Here is a 14,631-nt window from a genome sequence, read left to right as displayed (position 1 = left end):
GACGCATGCTCAAGCATTCCGTGCTCGCCGCCGCGCTGGCGGCCGCCTGCCTGCTCGGCGGCACCGCCGTCCGGGCCGACCAGCTCGACGACATCATGGCGGCGAAGAAGATCCGCATCTCGACGGATCTCGCCATTCCCCCGTCCGGCATGATGGACGGCAGCATGAAGCCCGTGGGCTCCGACGTGGAGACCGCCGAGCTGCTGGCCAAGGACCTCGGCCTCGAGATCGAGTGGGTACAGACCACCGGCGCCACCCGCATTCCGAACCTGCAGACCAACAAGGCCGACATCGTCATCTCGACGCTCTCGGTCACGCCCGAGCGTGCCAAGGTGATCGACTTCACCGCGCCCTACGCCGCGCTTCAGTCGGTCGTCGGCGGCCTGAAGACGCTCGACGTCAAGAGCTGGGACGACCTGAAGGGCAAGACCATCGCGGTCTCGCGCGGCACCACGCAGGACACCGCGCTCACCAACCGCGCCAAGGATGGCGGCGGCTTCAACGTCGCCCGCTATGACGACGACGCCACCATGGTGACCGCCGCCGTCACCGGCCAGGCCGACTTCGTCGCCACCTCGGCGACCATCGTGAACCAGGTGGGCGTGAAGAACCCCGCCCGCGCCTTCGAGCCGAAGGTCCTCATCACCACCTTCGATCTCGCCATGGGCGTGAAGAAGGGCGAACCGCGCCTCGTCGCCAGGCTCAACGAGTGGATCGCCGAAAACATCAAGAACGGCAAGCTGAACGCGATCTACAAGAAGTATCACGGAACCGATCTGCCCGAGAACATGCGCGGCGCGAGCTGACCCCAACCGATCCCGGCGGCGCCCGCTTTACGGGCGCCGCCTTTTCCCGACCCCAAGAGGAATAGAACATGCGCCTCGTCATTGGATCCGATCATGCCGGCTGGTCGCTGAAGGGCGCCGTCATCGACCACGTCCGCAGCCTCGGCCATGAGGTGATCGACGTCGGCTCGTATGACGACAAGCCGGTCGACTTCCCCGACATCGCCCGGCAGGTCGCCGCCAAGGTCACCTCCGGCGAGGCCGAGCGCGGCATCATGGTCTGCGGCACCGGCGTCGGCGCCTCGATCGCCGCCAATAAGATGAAGGGCATCCGCGCCGCGGTCTGCCACGACATCCATTCCGCCCATCAGTCGGTGGAGCACGACGACGTCAACGTCATGTGCATCGGCGCGCAGATCGTCGGACCGTGGCTCGCCAAGGACCTCGTCTCCTCCTATCTGTCCGCCGAATTCTCCACCGACGAGGACTTCCGTCGTCGCGTCGAGAAGCTGCATCAGATGGACGCCGAAGGCTGAGCGGACAGCGGAGCGTACACATGACGACGCCTGCCCAGCGGCCTCGCATCCTGGTTTTCGGCTCGATCAACATGGATCTCGTCGCCTCCGTGGCGACGATCCCCCGTCCGGGCGAAACCGTGCTCTCCGCCGGCTATCGCACGCTGTATGGCGGCAAGGGCGCCAATCAGGCCGTCGCCGCCGCTCGCATCGGAGGTTCGGTGGCCATGATCGGACGGGTGGGGCGCGACGCCTTCGGCGAGGCATGCCGCGCCAATCTCGCCGGCAACGGCGTGACGACCGATCACATCGCCGCCGGCGAGGAGCCGACGGGCTGCGCCTTCATCACCGTGGATGCCACGGGCGAGAACGCCATCACCGTGGCGAGCGGCGCCAATGGTTCGGTCCGTGCCGGCGACCTGCCGGACGCCCTCGTCGACGGAGAGACCGTCGCCGTCATGCAGATGGAGGTGCCTCTCTCCGCCAGCCTGTCCGCGGCGCGGCGCGTGAAGGCCGCGGGCGGGCGGGTCGTCTGGAATCTCGCTCCGGCCCCCGCCGATCTCACCGCCTCGGATCTCACCGACCTGCTCTCGGTGACGGATATCTTCATCGTCAACGAGATCGAGGCGCTGATGGCGGCGGCGAGGCTCGGCGCCCCTGCCGATATCGAGGACGCCGCCCGGCTTCTCGCTGGCCGGGGCAACGTCACCTGTGTCGTCACCGCCGGCTCGGCAGGTGCCATCGCCCATGACGCGCAAGGCACCCGCCTTCACGCGCCGGCCCTGCCGGTGAAACCCGTGGACACTACCGGTGCCGGCGACACCTTCGTCGGCATTCTGGCGGCGGAACTGGCGGGTCATAGCGAGTTGGGGAATGCGCTGGGGCTCGCCTGCGCCGGCGCGTCGCTCGCCTGTCTGTCCCAGGGCGCCCAGAACGGCATGCCGACGCGCCACGAACTCAACGATTTCCTCACCGGTAGCCGCTAGCAGCCGACGATCCGGGTGGGACGGGGCCGTCGGCCCCGTCGCTCACACCGGCGTCACGCGCCAGATGCAGTCACCGACGTCATCGACGACCAGCAGCCCCCCGCGCTTGTCGACGAGAACGCCGACCGGGCGGCCCAGCGCCTTTCCATCGACGCGGAAGCCGCCGAGGATCTCCTCCGGCGGCCCGGCCGGCACGCCATTTTCAAACGGGATGAAGATGGCGCGGTACCCCGATGGCGGGTTGCGGTTCCATGAACCGTGCTGGCCGATGAACACGCCGTTCCTGAACCGTGCGCCGAAGCGGTCGTCGTCGACGAAGGTCAGTCCCAGGGAGGCGGTGTGCGAGCCGAGCGCATAGTCCGGCTTCAACGACGCCGCCACGAGGTCCGGTCGCTGCGGCTTCACCCGCTCGTCGACGATCTTGTCGTAGTAGCAGTAGGGCCAGCCATAGAAGGCCCCGTCCTTCACCGAGGTCATGTAGTCGGGCACGAGATCGTCGCCGATCTCGTCGCGCTCGTTCACGCTGGTCCAAAGCTCCCCTGTCACCGGGTTCCAGTCCATGCCGACCGGATTGCGCAGGCCGCCGGCGAAGACGCGCACGGCGCCGGTCGCAATGTCGACCTCCAGAATGGCGGCGCGGTTCACCTCCTCCTCCATGCCGAACTCGGCGACATTGGAGTTGGAGCCGACGCCGACATAGAGCTTGGTGCCCGCCTTGTTGGCGACGAGGCTCTTGGTCCAGTGGTGATTCCGCCCGGCCGGCAGATCGCAGACCTTCACCGGCGGCGCGTCGATCCGTGTCGCGCCCGGCTCATAGGGAAAGCGCACTACGGAATCGGCGTTGGCGACGTAAAGCTGATCGCCAACCAGCGCCATGCCGAAGGGCGAGAACAGGCTCTCGAGGAAAGGTAGCTTGATCTCCGCCACGCCATCGCCATCGGCGTCGCGCAGCAGGGTGATGCGATTGGCGCTTTTCACTCCCGCGCCGGCCCGCACCATCACGAATCCCATCGCCCACCAGCGCAGGCTGAAGATGCCGGCCGGCAAGGGGGGCGCGGCCGTCTCGGCGACGAGGATGTCGCCATTCGGCAGCTCGTAGATCCAGCGCGGATGGTCGAGCCCCTCGACAAAGGCCTCCACCTTGAAGCCGGGCGCCGGTTTCGGCTTCTGTCCCGCGCTCCAGCCGATCGCCGGTGCGATCTTCATGATGGGAATGAGCGTCGGCTTGGGCTTGGGCAGCTTGGGCAGATCGCCATAGCCCGCCTCTTCCGCGAGCGCCGGCGACTTGCGCAGATCGGTGAGCAGATGAATCGCGCCGGTAATGCACGCGCCCACAAAACCGCTGATCTTCACATAGTTGGCCATGATCGGCTCCGGCTGGAGAGGTGCCGTCATCTGATCCCGGAAAGGTGCGGACACGCAATCCCCGGCTGACGATGCCCCGCCCATCTTTGCGGCACTTGGTGGTTGGCCTGCGGCATCATGCACAGATCTTTGGCCGACCGTCGGTTTTGGTAGCTCAGGCACGTGCGAGCTCGCACGATCATATGACTATCATGGCACCATCAATCGTCAGCCCGGCCGGCGAGATCCTTGCCTGCAATCGCGCGCCAGCTTGAAAACGCGTCCTTCATCCAGCGGGACCCGGCGCAGGCCGCACAAATCTATGTGCGATGCGCATCCTTTTTGCAGCCAGACATGTGGCAGCCACCTTTAGTTTCTGGCCCTCGTCATGTGTTCCGCGCCTAATAGAACTGCTGTCCGTTCGGCATTATTCCGCGCGGCGCCTCTTCGACTTCCCCCGACAAATGGAGAAAAAGATGACCTCACTTGGCATGAAAGATGAGTTCGCGGCGCGTGTCCGCGTGGCTTCCGCCTCCGGCAGCCTCTTGAAGGCACAGGCGGCTCAGGCAATCAGCGGTATTGGCTACGACAACCTGCGCCTGGAAATCGACACGCTGAACGCAACCTGCTGGTGCTTCATGCAGCCGGTCGACAAGCCCTCCTATACGCACGAACTCATGCACGACATCAGCCGGATGCAGACGGCGATCACGCGGACCTTCGCCGACCTGCCCGAACCGGCAGTCGCCCCCTTCTCCTGGTTCGTCATGGCCTCCGCCGTGCCCGGCATCTACAATCTGGGTGGCGATCTCGGCCATTTCGCGCAGCGCATCCGCAGCGGCGATCTCGATGCGATGCGCCGTTACGGCCACGTCGCGGTGAAGGCGATTCACCGCAACGCGGTCGCCTTCGATTCACCCATCGTGACCATGGCGCTGGTGCAGGGCGACGCGCTGGGTGGCGGCTTCGAGCATGCTCTCTCCTTCGACCTGATCGTCGCCGAGCGCTCCGCGAAGATGGGTCTGCCGGAAATCCTGTTCAACATGTTCCCCGGCATGGGCGCCTACAGCTTCCTGTCGCGCCGCATGGACAGGAAGAGCGCCGAGGCACTCATCCTGTCCGGGCGCGTGCATACGGCGGAGGAGCTTCACGAGATGGGCGTCGTGGACGTGCTGGCGGAGGATGGCCAGGGCCAGCAGGCAGCGGTGGAGTACATCTCCCGCCACAACCGGAAGCACAACGCCCACCACGCCGTCTATCGCGCCCGTCGCCGCGTCAATCCGGTGACGCTCGATGAGCTGATCGATGTCGTCGACATCTGGGCCGAGGCCGCGCTGAACCTCACCGAGGCAGATCTGCGGAAGATGGACCGGCTGTGCGCCGCCCAGAACCGCCGGCTCGCGGGCCTGCAGAGCGAGGTGCCCATCCTCGTGGCGGCCGAATGACCTGGATCGGCGATGCATCCTCTGGATGCATCGCCTACCTCCCGTTCTTCAGCCGAGGCCGGCTTCGCGCGCCGAATAGGCGCGCATGGCCGCCTGCGTCCGCTTCAGCTCCGCCCTGGCCTGCCGCGTGAATTCCGCGGCTCCCGCCCGCAATTCATCCCCGCGCAGATCCCTCCACGGCGCGCATACCCGACCGAGCGCGAGTGCACCTATATTGGCCGAGCTGCTCTGCAAGGCATGCGACTCGCTTCGGAATGCAACCAGATCGCCCTCGGCCGCACTGCGGCCGAGCCTGTCCAGCATGGCCTCCGCGTCGACGAGATAGTCTTCCATCAGCTCCACCAGGAATTCGGAACCACCGAGCTTGCGCAGGTTCTCGACAGCCTTTTCATCCAGGCTGGGCGGAGCATCCATTTGGACGAGCGTCGGCCGCGGCACGAGGCGCGGAAGCGGGCTCGGTCCGTCGCCGAGCGCGATCTTGTCGATGACTTCCAACAGAGCGGCCGGCTCGACGGGCTTGATGAGGCATTCGTCCATCCCGGCGTTCCGCCACCGGCTGTCGGTTGACGCGGTTGCGTCGGCCGTCAGGCCGACGATGGGAAGCCGCCGGTCGCCGGTCGCCATCATGCGGTAGAGTCGGGTGGCTTCCAGACCATCGGTATCGGGCATGTTGAAGTCCATCAGCACGATATCGATCTGCTCCGCCTTCTCCTCCAGAAGGTCGAGCGCTTCATCGCCGGTTTCAGCCAACAGCACGGAATGCCCCGCCCCTTCGAGGATACGGGAAAAGACTCGCTGGTTGATGCGATTGTCGTCGGCCAGCAGCACACGGCGCGGCCTTCCCGGACGCACCGGCCGCGGCGGCGCGACCGTACTGGAAGAAGGCGCGGCCAGCTCGCAGGCGATCGTCAAGGCGCGACGCAGCTCGATCTCCGCCGGATGCGCCGACAGGCGACTGACGCCACGTTGCCGCGCCGCCATGGCCGGCAAGCCCGCCGGGACCTGCGGCTCGATCAGCACGGTCTTGGAGGAAGGCCCGGCCGGACCGGAGATGAGCGGCAGATTGCGGCAATCCGGCTCGAAGAGCAGGCGTATGGCGCCCATCGCTTGCGGCGGGAACATGCGTGCCGGCCCTTTTCGGGGATCGGCGATGAAGGGGGTGATGCCCAGCGCGGACAGGCTATTCAGCAGGTCGGCCAACGGGGCCACATCCCGGCAGACCAGCACGACGCCGCTCTCGCGCCAGGGCTCGCGCGACGTCAGCCCCTCGTCGTCAAGCGCCGAGACGGGGACGTTGAAATGGAAGGTACTGCCCTCCCCGAGCGTGCTTTCCACCCCGATCGAGCCGCCCAACAACCCCACCAGCCGCCGGGCGATGGCAAGGCCGAGCCCCGTACCGCCGAAGCGGTTCATGATGCTTGGGTCGGCCTGGGTGAAGTCCTCGAAGATGCGCTCCTGGTCCTTCGCCGCGATGCCGATACCGGTATCGGTGATCTCCATGAGCAGTTGCAGGCTGCCGTCCTCTCCCGGCTCGCCGTCCACCGCGATAGTCACGCCGCCCTCGCGGGTGAACTTCACCGCATTGCCGACCAGATTGACGAGGATCTCGTGAAGATGCTGCCGGCTCCCCTGCAGACGCAGCGGAGTGCGGGGAGTGACATGGATGTCGAAGCCCAGCCCACGCGCACGCACCTGGCTCTCCACCATCCGCCGCGCATCGACCAGCAGCGCAATGAGATCAAACTCCTCATTCGCCACCGGCATCCGCCCCGCCTCGATTCGGGAGAGGTCTAGGAGGCTGGTGATGAGCGACTGTAGCGAGCGGGTGGCGACGGCGACGGTCTCGACCATCTCGCGCTGCTCGGCCACCAGCGGGCTGGCGCGCAGGAGGCCGGTCATGCCGACGATGGCGGTGAGCGGCGTGCGCAGCTCGTGGCTGACGCTGGCGAGGAACAAGCTCTTGGCCTGACTGGCTTCTTCCGCCGCCTGCGTCGCCAGCGAGAGCTTGCGGATCAGCGTGCCGGCATAGGCCGGCAGGATCACCAGCCCGCCCAGCAGCCCCGCCGACAGGTGCCATTGCTGGTACCAGAACGGCGTCGTCCATACCACGATACCGAAACAGGCCGTAGCAACCGGGATAGCGATCGCCAGCGAGGCGAGGCCGAAGCGGAAGCCGTTGCCGAAGATCACCCAGAGATAGATCGGGAAGAACAGCGCCGCGACCTCGCCGCCCAGATGCAGCTGCCAGGAGAGGAAGCCGCAGTCGAGCAGCAGCGCGAACAGGCGCCGGCCGCGCGACACGCCGGGATAGAGGATGATGTGGCCGAGCACCCCCAGGGCGAGCGGGATGTAGAGCGCCATCACCGCCAGCGCGCTGCCGAGATCGCTGCTGCTGCGGTTCACCAGCAGCACGATGACGATGATGAAGGCGAAGACGAGCCGGTTGAAGCTCATCTCGTGTTCGCTGTCGGGCCGGTTGCGCAGGCGCGACCCGATCCAGCGCAGCGGCGCGGTCAGGGAGCGGAGCATGCTAGCGGCGGCCCGCATGCTCTTTCTCCGTCGCCGGCGCACCCCCGGCCTCCCCGAGGCCATGCTGCGTCAGCCAGACGGCAAAGGCCTCGGACGGGATCGGCTGGCTGAAATAATAGCCCTGCACCTCGTCGCACCCTTCCGAGCGCAGCAGCGCGAGCTGCGATTCCTCCTCCACCCCTTCGGCGAGCACCTGAAGGTGCAGGATGTGGCCGAGATCGATGATGGTGCGCACGATGGCCAGCGCCGAGGGATCGCTGCCGAGATCCTGCACGAAGGAGCGGTCGATCTTGAGCCGGTGCAGCGGGAAGCTGCGGATGTAGCTGAGCGAGGAGTAGCCGGTACCGAAATCGTCCACCGACAGGGTCACGCCCAGCGCGCGCAGGGACTGCATCTGGGTGACGATCTGCTTGTCATAGCCGAGCAGGATGCCCTCGGTCAGCTCCAGCTCCAGCGAGGTCGGACGCATGCCGCTCGTGCGCAGGGCCTCGCGGACCAGCGTCTCGACCCCCTCGCGCCGGAACTGGATGGGCGACAGGTTGACGGCGATGCGCAGGTCGCCGAGGCCCTCGGCGCGCCACGCCGCGCCCTGCCGGCAGGCCTCGTTCAGCACCCATTCGTTGATGGGGACGATGAGGCCGGTCTCCTCCGCCAGCCCGAGAAAAGCGTCGGGCGCCAGCAGGCCGTGCTGGGGATGCTGCCAGCGCAGCAGCGCCTCGGCGCCGACCACGCGGTTGCTGCGCAGGTCAATCTGCGGCTGGTAGTGGAGAAGGAACTCCTGACGCGACAGCGCGCCCCGCAGGTCGCTCTCGAGCTGCGCCGTCTGGCTGGCGCGCGGGCGCATGTCGGCGGCGAAGAACCGCCAGGTGCCGCCACCGATGGACTTGGCGAGATACATCGCCTGATCGGAATTCTTGAGCAGTTCGTCCGGGTCGGTGCCGTCGCGCGGCGCGAGGGTGACGCCGATGCTGGCGCCGATCTTCAGCGCGTCCGGGGTATCGTCGCCATTGCTCAGAAGATCGAGGATCGACTGCGCCAGACGGGCCGCGTCGTCCGGCCCGTCAATGTCCGGCTGCAGGATGGCGAACTCGTCGCCGCCCAGACGCGCCACCGTGTGGCTGGGACCGACCAGCTCGGTCAGGGCCTGGGCGACGCGCTGCAGCAGTTCGTCGCCCTGATGATGGCCGTGGGCGTCGTTGATCGCCTTGAAGCGATCCAGATCGATGAAATGCAGGGCGAAGTTCTGGTCGCCGCGCCGCCCGCGCGCGAGCTCGCGGCGCAGATGATCGCGCAGCAGCATGCGGTTGGGCAGCCCGGTGAGGGAATCGTGATTGGCGATGTGCTCCAGCCGCCGCTCGGCATGGCGCCGCTCGGTGATGTCGATGGAGGTGGTGAGGATGTTGACGATCTCGCCCGAGGCATCGCGCAGCGGCGCCTTGCTGGTGAGATAGATGCGCGGCTCGCCATTGGGCGCCAGCGCCTCCTCCTCGCGGGTGGGGATGGCGCGGCCGGTCTTCATCACGAGCTGGTCGAGCCGGCGGCTGATATGGGCCCGCTCCTCGCCCAGCAGCGCCTCGATGGGCTGGCCGACCACATCGGACGGCGCCTTGCCGACGAAGGCGGCCTGATGGGCGTTGACGAACACGCAATTCCCGTCGCGGTCCGTCGCGTTGATCATGGCGGGCACGGTATCGATGACCTGCGCCAGGGCCTCGCGGCTCTCGCGGAGCTGAAGCTCCTTGGCGGAGAGGCTGAGCTCGAGAAGATCGGCGCGCCGCGCCAGCAGGATCTGCTGCGAGCGAAGCCGGAGCAGGTTGCGGGCGCGGGCGAGGAATTCGACGTGGTCGACCGGGCTGAGCAGGAAATCCGTCGCCCCCGATTCGAGCGACGTGACGCGATATTGCTGATCGTTATAGGCGGTGATGACGATGATCGGCACGTCGCGATTGCCGCTGGTGGCCCGTACCGCGGTGGTGAGTTCCGCGCCGGACATCGTCGGCATCTTGTAGTCGGTGATGATCAGATCAGCCGTGTTCTCGGCCAGCCAGTCGAGGGCCTTTCGCGGGTTTTCGAAAGACCGGACATTGACGTTCGATTCGAGCTGTCTGGACAGTCTTGAATAAATGCGCCGGTTGGTCGAGCTGTCGTCGATGATCAGTATTGCAGGCATCAGCGTTCGCGCCACCGGACACACAAGAAGCTACCCAAGCTAACCAAAACCCGGCGCGCCGGATAGGCCGGACAACATGCCCGGCATTCCGAAAACAGCCGCAGATTCGAAGCAGATTCAGCGCCCGGAAGCCTGCCGGACGGCGCGCGATTGAGGCCCCGGCGGCGCCGGCTATCGGCGCGGCGCGGCGGCATGGCAGGTCTTTCTGTCGGCAGATGGCGTGTCGCCACTTTATTCCTGCGCCCCCGGCGGACGAACCGACCCGACCGGCTCCGCATCGCGGACGTGATGACCCCGAACGCGGTTTTCGGCAAGCGCTTCCTCCATCCCGGCGGGAATGTCCGGTGGGAAGCGGGGAAGCCCGTCAGCGCAGCAGCGCCTCGGCCTGCCGCACGCGCATATCCGGGTGCGCCTCGACGAGCAGGTCCGCCAGCACGGTGCCGGGCGGCGCCTGCAGGAAAAGCTCCATCCCGCGCTCGACCAGAAGCTCCACGGCATCGTGCCACAGCACCGGCTCGGCGACGTTGCGGGCGAGATCCTGCGCGATGGCGGGCGCCTCGGTCAGCACGCGGGCGCGGCGGGCGCTGGCATAGAGAAGGCGCGGCGGGCGAACGGGCATCGCGGCGATGGCGCCAGCCAGCGCGTCCGCCACCGGTTCGAGCAGAGGACAGTGGGAAAGCGTCGCCACCGCGAGCCGCTCGGCCTTGCGGGCGCCCGCTTCCACCGCCAGACGGCAGAGCGCGTCCAGCGCCGGCTCCGCCCCCGCCACCACGATCTGACGGGGCGCGTTGTAATTCGACAGGTAGAGATCGCCCGACGCGCGGGCGCGTGCGACGAGATCGCGCAGGGTGCGGGCCGGCAGGCCGAGAACCGCCGCCATGCCGTAGCCCGCCGGGAACAGGCGCGCCATCCGCTCCCCGCGCAGGGCGACGAGACGCAGCGCATCGGCGAAATCCAGCACGCCGGCGGCGACGGCGGCGGGAAAGGCGCCGACCGAATGCCCGAGCACCGCGTCGACCGCGACGGCCTCCGCCGCCAGCGCCCGCGCCGTGGCGACGCCGGCGATGAGCAGGGCGAGCTGGGCGGCACGGGTGCCGGCCAGCGCCTCGGCGGTGTCGAGTTCGCGCCAGTCATGGCCGAGCCGTCCGGATGCCTCGTCAAGGGTCGCGGCGATGGCGGGATGCGGGGGCAGTGCCGCCAGCATGCCGACGCTCTGGCTGCCCTGGCCGGGAAAGAGGAGCGCGGTGCGCGGGGTGGACGCGGTGCTCATGGCGCTTCGGCCCGCTCCGCCGGCTGCTCCAGCTCCGTCCGCGTCACCAGACGGGGACCGCCGGCGCCGCGCAGCAGCAGCGTGTCGCCGGCACGGTAGAATTCGGCGAGCGCGAAGGCGCCGAGGGGGGTCTCGACGAGGGCGTCCACCCGGGCATCCACGCGGGCGGCGGGCGGCACGGGGGGAAGCGCGGCCTCGCACGCCGCCGCGGCCTGCCGGAGGGCGTCGACCGGCAAGGGAAAGCTCGCGCGCAGGACGATGTCGAGATCGCTCGCCTCGCGCAGCACCGGCCGGCCGGTCGCCAGCTCGAAGCCCGCCCCGCCAGCGACGCCCCAGACGAGGCCGGTGGCGTCGAGGCGCGGCGCCAGCGCCGCAAGCGCCCGCAGCGCCGGATGACCGGACCGTGCGGCGGTCTCCCAGGCGCGGGCACGCGCCAGCGCCTCCGGGGTGACGCAAGCGAGGATGGCGGCGGGATCGACGGCGGCGGCGCAGCGCTGGTCGCGCCGCGGGCCGCGTATGCCGACGGGCACGCGGCCGGCGACCGGCGCGGCGCGGCGCACCACCACCCAGGGCGCCGCCTCCAGCGCCGGCATCACCCAGTCCGGCGGCTCGGGCACGCGCGCGTCGGCGGGCGCGCGCAGGCGAAGGAGATCGTGCGGCCGGAGGAGATCGCGCAGCCGAGGGAGATCGCGCGACCTCAGTTCCATTCGCGCGCCAGCTGCTCGCGCACCCGGATCGAGGCGGCGCGGTTCCGGCGCGCATCCTCCGAGGCGAGGCGGCCGGCGAGATCGGGCGGGCCGCGGCGGGCATCGGCGATGGCGGCGGCGAGGCGCTCGCGCACCCGCGCGACGTCGGCGGCGGTGGGCGCGTCGGCGTCGACGCCGGAGATCAGCTCGTGCAGCAGGCCGAGCCGGGCGAAGGAGCGCACGTCATAGGCGAGCGGCAGGATGGTCTCGCCGAGCCGCTCCAGATCGGCGACGCTGCGGCGGGTGACGCGGGCGGCGGCGGCCTTGCCCATGGCGTGGATGGAAACGCCGGGATCGTCCAGCGCCAGCACGCGATTGGCCTGGTAGCCATGGGCGAGGAAGGCGCCGGACAGGGCGTTGCCGACCACCAGCGCCACCACCGGATGGCCGTCGAGCCGCGCCGAGGCATAGGCGTCCACCGCCGCCGCGCAGGCGAGGTACAGGCCGAGCAGTTCCTCGGTCCGGCCGTAGGCCTGGCTCGGCACGTCGACGATGGCGAGCACCGGCCGGCCGGGGACGGCGGCCGCCTCGCGCACCCGGGCGGCGATCGCCCAGCCCTCGTCGAGGCCGATCTCGCCCGAGCGGGCGCGCGGAAAGCGGTTGTGCGGATCGGGCACCACGGCAATGGCGCGGACCGCCTCGCCGCCGAGCGGCACGTCGGCGGCCAGCACCGAAGCCGGCCCGCCCGGCAGGAGCGGGGCATCGCCGGCGAGGGCCTCGAACCAGCGGCGGCCGCGCAGGCTCACGCTGTCGCTCATGTCCTGTCTCCCGACCAGAGGGAAGCGAGCGCCGCGCCGGTCGCCGGCTCGGGCAGCCGCGCCAGGCGGGCGCGCCAGAAATCGATGCGGGCGCTGGAGGCCGGCCCCGGGGCGCCGTTCGCGAAGGCCGCGCGCACGGCGGCGGCGAGGGCGTCGGCGTCGTCGGCGACGAGGGTGTCGGCGAGGCCGGTAACGGTGCGGACCTCGCCGCCGGTCAGGCTCCAGATCAGCGCCTGGTCGCGGCTGTCGAGCTCGGCGATGCCGGCGTTCTGCTCGATCACCTCCGGCCCGTTGAGGCCGAGCCGGCCCTGCCGGGTCATGATGAGGCGGCTCGCCAGGCCGGCGGTGATCGACATGCCGCCGAAGCAGCCGACGAGGCCGGCGATCACCCCGACGACCGGCACGTGGCGGCGCAGGGCGACGAGGGCGGCGTGGATCTCGGCCATGGCCGCGAGGCCGAGATTGGCCTCCTGCAGGCGCACGCCGCCGGTCTCGAACACCAGCACCGGCCGGATCGGACGGCCGGCCTCGGCATCCGCCAGCGCGCGTTCGAGCGAGCCGGCGATCTTGGCGCCGGAGACCTCGCCGGTGCTGCCGCCCTGGAAGGCGCCCTCGATCGCCAGCACCACGGCCGGCACGCCGTCGATGGCGCCGCGGGCGACGACGACGCCGTCATCGCTCTGCGGCACGATGCCCTGCGGCGCCAGCCAGGGGGATTCGACGTGCTCGAACGGACCAAGCAGCTCGCGGAAGCTGCCGGCATCGAGCAGCGCCCGCGCCCGCTCGCGGGCATTCATCTCCACGAAGCTCCGGCGGTTCAACAAGGTGGCGGCCGATGTCATCCCTGCGTCTCCCTCAAGGGCCTGCGCCAGACGAAGCGAGACGACGCCCGGCGTCGCGCCGGCATCGTTGATCTCGACCCGCGCGGCGACGGGATGGCGGGCGAAGAAGCGGGCGAGCGTCGCCTGCCAGGTCGGCCCGAAGCCGTCGACGCTGGTGCGTATGGTGACGGTGGTCTCGCCGGCCGGCGACAGCAGCACCTCCAGATCGCCGGAGCCGACGACGCCGACATGCGCGCGCCGCGCGATGGGCCGATCGCCGGGAAAACGGAGCTCGATGATCTCCATGGCTCACATCTCCCGCTGGGCCTGAAGAGGCGCCGGAGACCGATGCTCCGGCACCCCGTCGAGGAAGAGGGCGGCGGCGAGCATGTCGGCGACCCCGCCCGGCGAGGCGTTCAGCGCCAGCAGCCGGCGGTCCAGCGCCAGCAGCGCCCCCTGCCCTTCCGCCGTCGCGGCGCCGCCCGTGCCGAGAACCGCGCGCGCGCCGAGCCGGGCCACGCGCAGCGCCCGCCGCCCGCCCCGGTGCAGCAGGCAGGTGTCGTCGAGCCGCGCCATGACGCTAAGCAGCGCGTCGAGGCGGGCATGATCCTCGGCCGCGCCAGCCGCGCGCCGCGCCCGCAGCGTCGCCACGGCGAGCCGCACATGCGGGAAGCCGGCATCCGCCTCGCCCCGCGCGCCGGACACGCCATAGGCCCGGCAAGCGCGCGCGCCGTTGGTGGCGCGCGGCGGGGCGAAACGGTCGGCGTGGCGGGCGATGCGGCCGGCGGTGGCGCAGACGGTCTCGACGCTGCCGCCGGCACCCTCCAGCACCCGTGCGGCGGCCAGCAGGCCGAGCGCCCAGATGGCGCCGCGATGGGTGTTGGCGCCGCCGGTCACGGCGAACATGCGGCGCTCGCCATCGCGGCCGATCCGCGCGAGGTCCTCGCGCAGTTCCGGCGAGGGCCACCGCCCGGCGGAGGCGCGGGCGATTTCCGCGAAGGTCGGCCGCAGCGCCTCGGCGGAGGCGAGCAGCGTGGCAAGCTCGACATCCGCATGCGCGCCGGGCCCGCGCCGGTCGACGAGGCCCGGCTTGGGAGTGAGCGTCGCCTCGGCCACCAGAGCCGCGACCGCGCGACCGGCGATGGCGTCAGCGTCAGCGTTCGACACCGGGAAACCGGCTCCCGAGGGGCCGGCTTCCAACAGGCGAGCTTCCAGCAGATCGGCTTGCAGCAGATCAACTTCCAGCAGGTCAACGTGCATGG

Annotated in this window: 12 protein-coding genes; 4 read left to right on the top strand and 8 right to left on the bottom strand. The window is 69.6% G+C overall.

Annotated features, from left to right (window positions below):
* Positions 1-5 precede the first annotated feature (5 nt).
* From FO470_RS18910 to FO470_RS18900, 3 genes are all read left to right on the top strand, one after another.
* Positions 6-806, top strand: coding sequence for a transporter substrate-binding domain-containing protein (locus tag FO470_RS18910; RefSeq protein WP_144344548.1), 801 nt, complete (start codon positions 6-8; stop codon positions 804-806).
* Between the two features lie 68 nt (positions 807-874).
* Positions 875-1,321, top strand: coding sequence for a ribose 5-phosphate isomerase B (gene rpiB, locus FO470_RS18905; RefSeq protein ID WP_144344547.1), 447 nt, complete (start codon positions 875-877; stop codon positions 1,319-1,321).
* A 20-nt stretch (positions 1,322-1,341) separates the two neighbouring features.
* On the top strand, positions 1,342-2,286 hold the full coding sequence (locus FO470_RS18900; protein ID WP_144344546.1) for a ribokinase: 945 nt from the start codon (positions 1,342-1,344) through the stop codon (positions 2,284-2,286).
* 42 nt (positions 2,287-2,328) lie between these two features.
* Here the strand turns inward: FO470_RS18900 and FO470_RS18895 are convergent, their stop codons facing one another.
* Positions 2,329-3,651 carry a PQQ-dependent sugar dehydrogenase gene (locus FO470_RS18895; RefSeq protein WP_144344625.1) on the bottom strand — a complete coding sequence of 441 codons (1,323 nt, stop codon included), beginning with the start codon at positions 3,649-3,651 and terminating at the stop codon, positions 2,329-2,331.
* Between the two features lie 455 nt (positions 3,652-4,106).
* Here FO470_RS18895 and FO470_RS18890 point away from each other — a divergent pair, with 455 nt between their 5' ends.
* The gene (locus FO470_RS18890; RefSeq protein ID WP_144344545.1) at positions 4,107-5,075 is read left to right on the top strand and encodes a crotonase/enoyl-CoA hydratase family protein; all 969 of its coding nucleotides are present in this window, start codon (positions 4,107-4,109) and stop codon (positions 5,073-5,075) included.
* Positions 5,076-5,123: 48 nt separating this feature from the next.
* Here FO470_RS18890 and FO470_RS18885 read toward each other — a convergent pair whose 3' ends face one another.
* The 7 genes from FO470_RS18885 to FO470_RS18855 form a co-directional block, all read right to left on the bottom strand.
* Positions 5,124-7,604: a sensor histidine kinase gene (locus FO470_RS18885; RefSeq protein ID WP_144344544.1), complete on the bottom strand. Its 2,481-nt coding sequence runs from the start codon at positions 7,602-7,604 to the stop codon at positions 5,124-5,126.
* A gap of 1 nt (position 7,605) precedes the next feature.
* The gene (locus tag FO470_RS18880) at positions 7,606-9,774 is read right to left on the bottom strand and encodes a GGDEF/EAL domain-containing response regulator (protein ID WP_144344543.1); all 2,169 of its coding nucleotides are present in this window, start codon (positions 9,772-9,774) and stop codon (positions 7,606-7,608) included.
* Between the two features lie 364 nt (positions 9,775-10,138).
* Positions 10,139-11,044, bottom strand: coding sequence for an ACP S-malonyltransferase (locus FO470_RS18875; protein WP_144344542.1), 906 nt, complete (start codon positions 11,042-11,044; stop codon positions 10,139-10,141).
* The gene (locus FO470_RS18870) at positions 11,041-11,751 is read right to left on the bottom strand and encodes a malonate decarboxylase holo-ACP synthase (protein WP_144344541.1); all 711 of its coding nucleotides are present in this window, start codon (positions 11,749-11,751) and stop codon (positions 11,041-11,043) included. Before FO470_RS18870 ends, FO470_RS18875 begins: the two co-directional genes overlap by 4 nt.
* Entirely contained in the window at positions 11,742-12,548 is an 807-nt protein-coding gene (gene mdcE, locus FO470_RS18865; RefSeq protein ID WP_144344540.1) for a biotin-independent malonate decarboxylase subunit gamma, read from the bottom strand. The genes FO470_RS18870 and mdcE overlap by 10 nt, the downstream gene beginning before the upstream one ends.
* Positions 12,545-13,675 carry a biotin-independent malonate decarboxylase subunit beta gene (locus tag FO470_RS18860; protein WP_144344539.1) on the bottom strand — a complete coding sequence of 377 codons (1,131 nt, stop codon included), beginning with the start codon at positions 13,673-13,675 and terminating at the stop codon, positions 12,545-12,547. The genes mdcE and FO470_RS18860 overlap by 4 nt, the downstream gene beginning before the upstream one ends.
* A 3-nt stretch (positions 13,676-13,678) precedes the next feature.
* The gene (locus FO470_RS18855) at positions 13,679-14,629 is read right to left on the bottom strand and encodes a triphosphoribosyl-dephospho-CoA synthase (protein ID WP_144344538.1); all 951 of its coding nucleotides are present in this window, start codon (positions 14,627-14,629) and stop codon (positions 13,679-13,681) included.
* Positions 14,630-14,631 lie beyond the last annotated feature (2 nt).

The organism is Ancylobacter moscoviensis (genome assembly GCF_007559435.1).
GTDB lineage: Bacteria > Pseudomonadota > Alphaproteobacteria > Rhizobiales > Xanthobacteraceae > Ancylobacter > Ancylobacter moscoviensis.
The sequence above is the reverse complement of the archived record's forward strand: the minus strand, read 5'-3'. Positions and strand labels throughout refer to the sequence as shown.

Coding starts and splice junctions, on each gene's coding strand:
- FO470_RS18910 (WP_144344548.1), top strand. CDS start 6: ATGCTCAAGCATTCCGTGCTCGCCGCCGCGCTGGCGGCCGCCTGCCTG.
- rpiB (WP_144344547.1), top strand. CDS start 875: ATGCGCCTCGTCATTGGATCCGATCATGCCGGCTGGTCGCTGAAGGGC.
- FO470_RS18900 (WP_144344546.1), top strand. CDS start 1,342: ATGACGACGCCTGCCCAGCGGCCTCGCATCCTGGTTTTCGGCTCGATC.
- FO470_RS18895 (WP_144344625.1), bottom strand. CDS start 3,651: ATGGCCAACTATGTGAAGATCAGCGGTTTTGTGGGCGCGTGCATTACC.
- FO470_RS18890 (WP_144344545.1), top strand. CDS start 4,107: ATGACCTCACTTGGCATGAAAGATGAGTTCGCGGCGCGTGTCCGCGTG.
- FO470_RS18885 (WP_144344544.1), bottom strand. CDS start 7,604: ATGCTCCGCTCCCTGACCGCGCCGCTGCGCTGGATCGGGTCGCGCCTG.
- FO470_RS18880 (WP_144344543.1), bottom strand. CDS start 9,774: ATGCCTGCAATACTGATCATCGACGACAGCTCGACCAACCGGCGCATT.
- FO470_RS18875 (WP_144344542.1), bottom strand. CDS start 11,044: ATGAGCACCGCGTCCACCCCGCGCACCGCGCTCCTCTTTCCCGGCCAG.
- FO470_RS18870 (WP_144344541.1), bottom strand. CDS start 11,751: ATGGAACTGAGGTCGCGCGATCTCCCTCGGCTGCGCGATCTCCTCCGG.
- mdcE (WP_144344540.1), bottom strand. CDS start 12,548: ATGAGCGACAGCGTGAGCCTGCGCGGCCGCCGCTGGTTCGAGGCCCTC.
- FO470_RS18860 (WP_144344539.1), bottom strand. CDS start 13,675: ATGGAGATCATCGAGCTCCGTTTTCCCGGCGATCGGCCCATCGCGCGG.
- FO470_RS18855 (WP_144344538.1), bottom strand. CDS start 14,629: ATGCACGTTGACCTGCTGGAAGTTGATCTGCTGCAAGCCGATCTGCTG.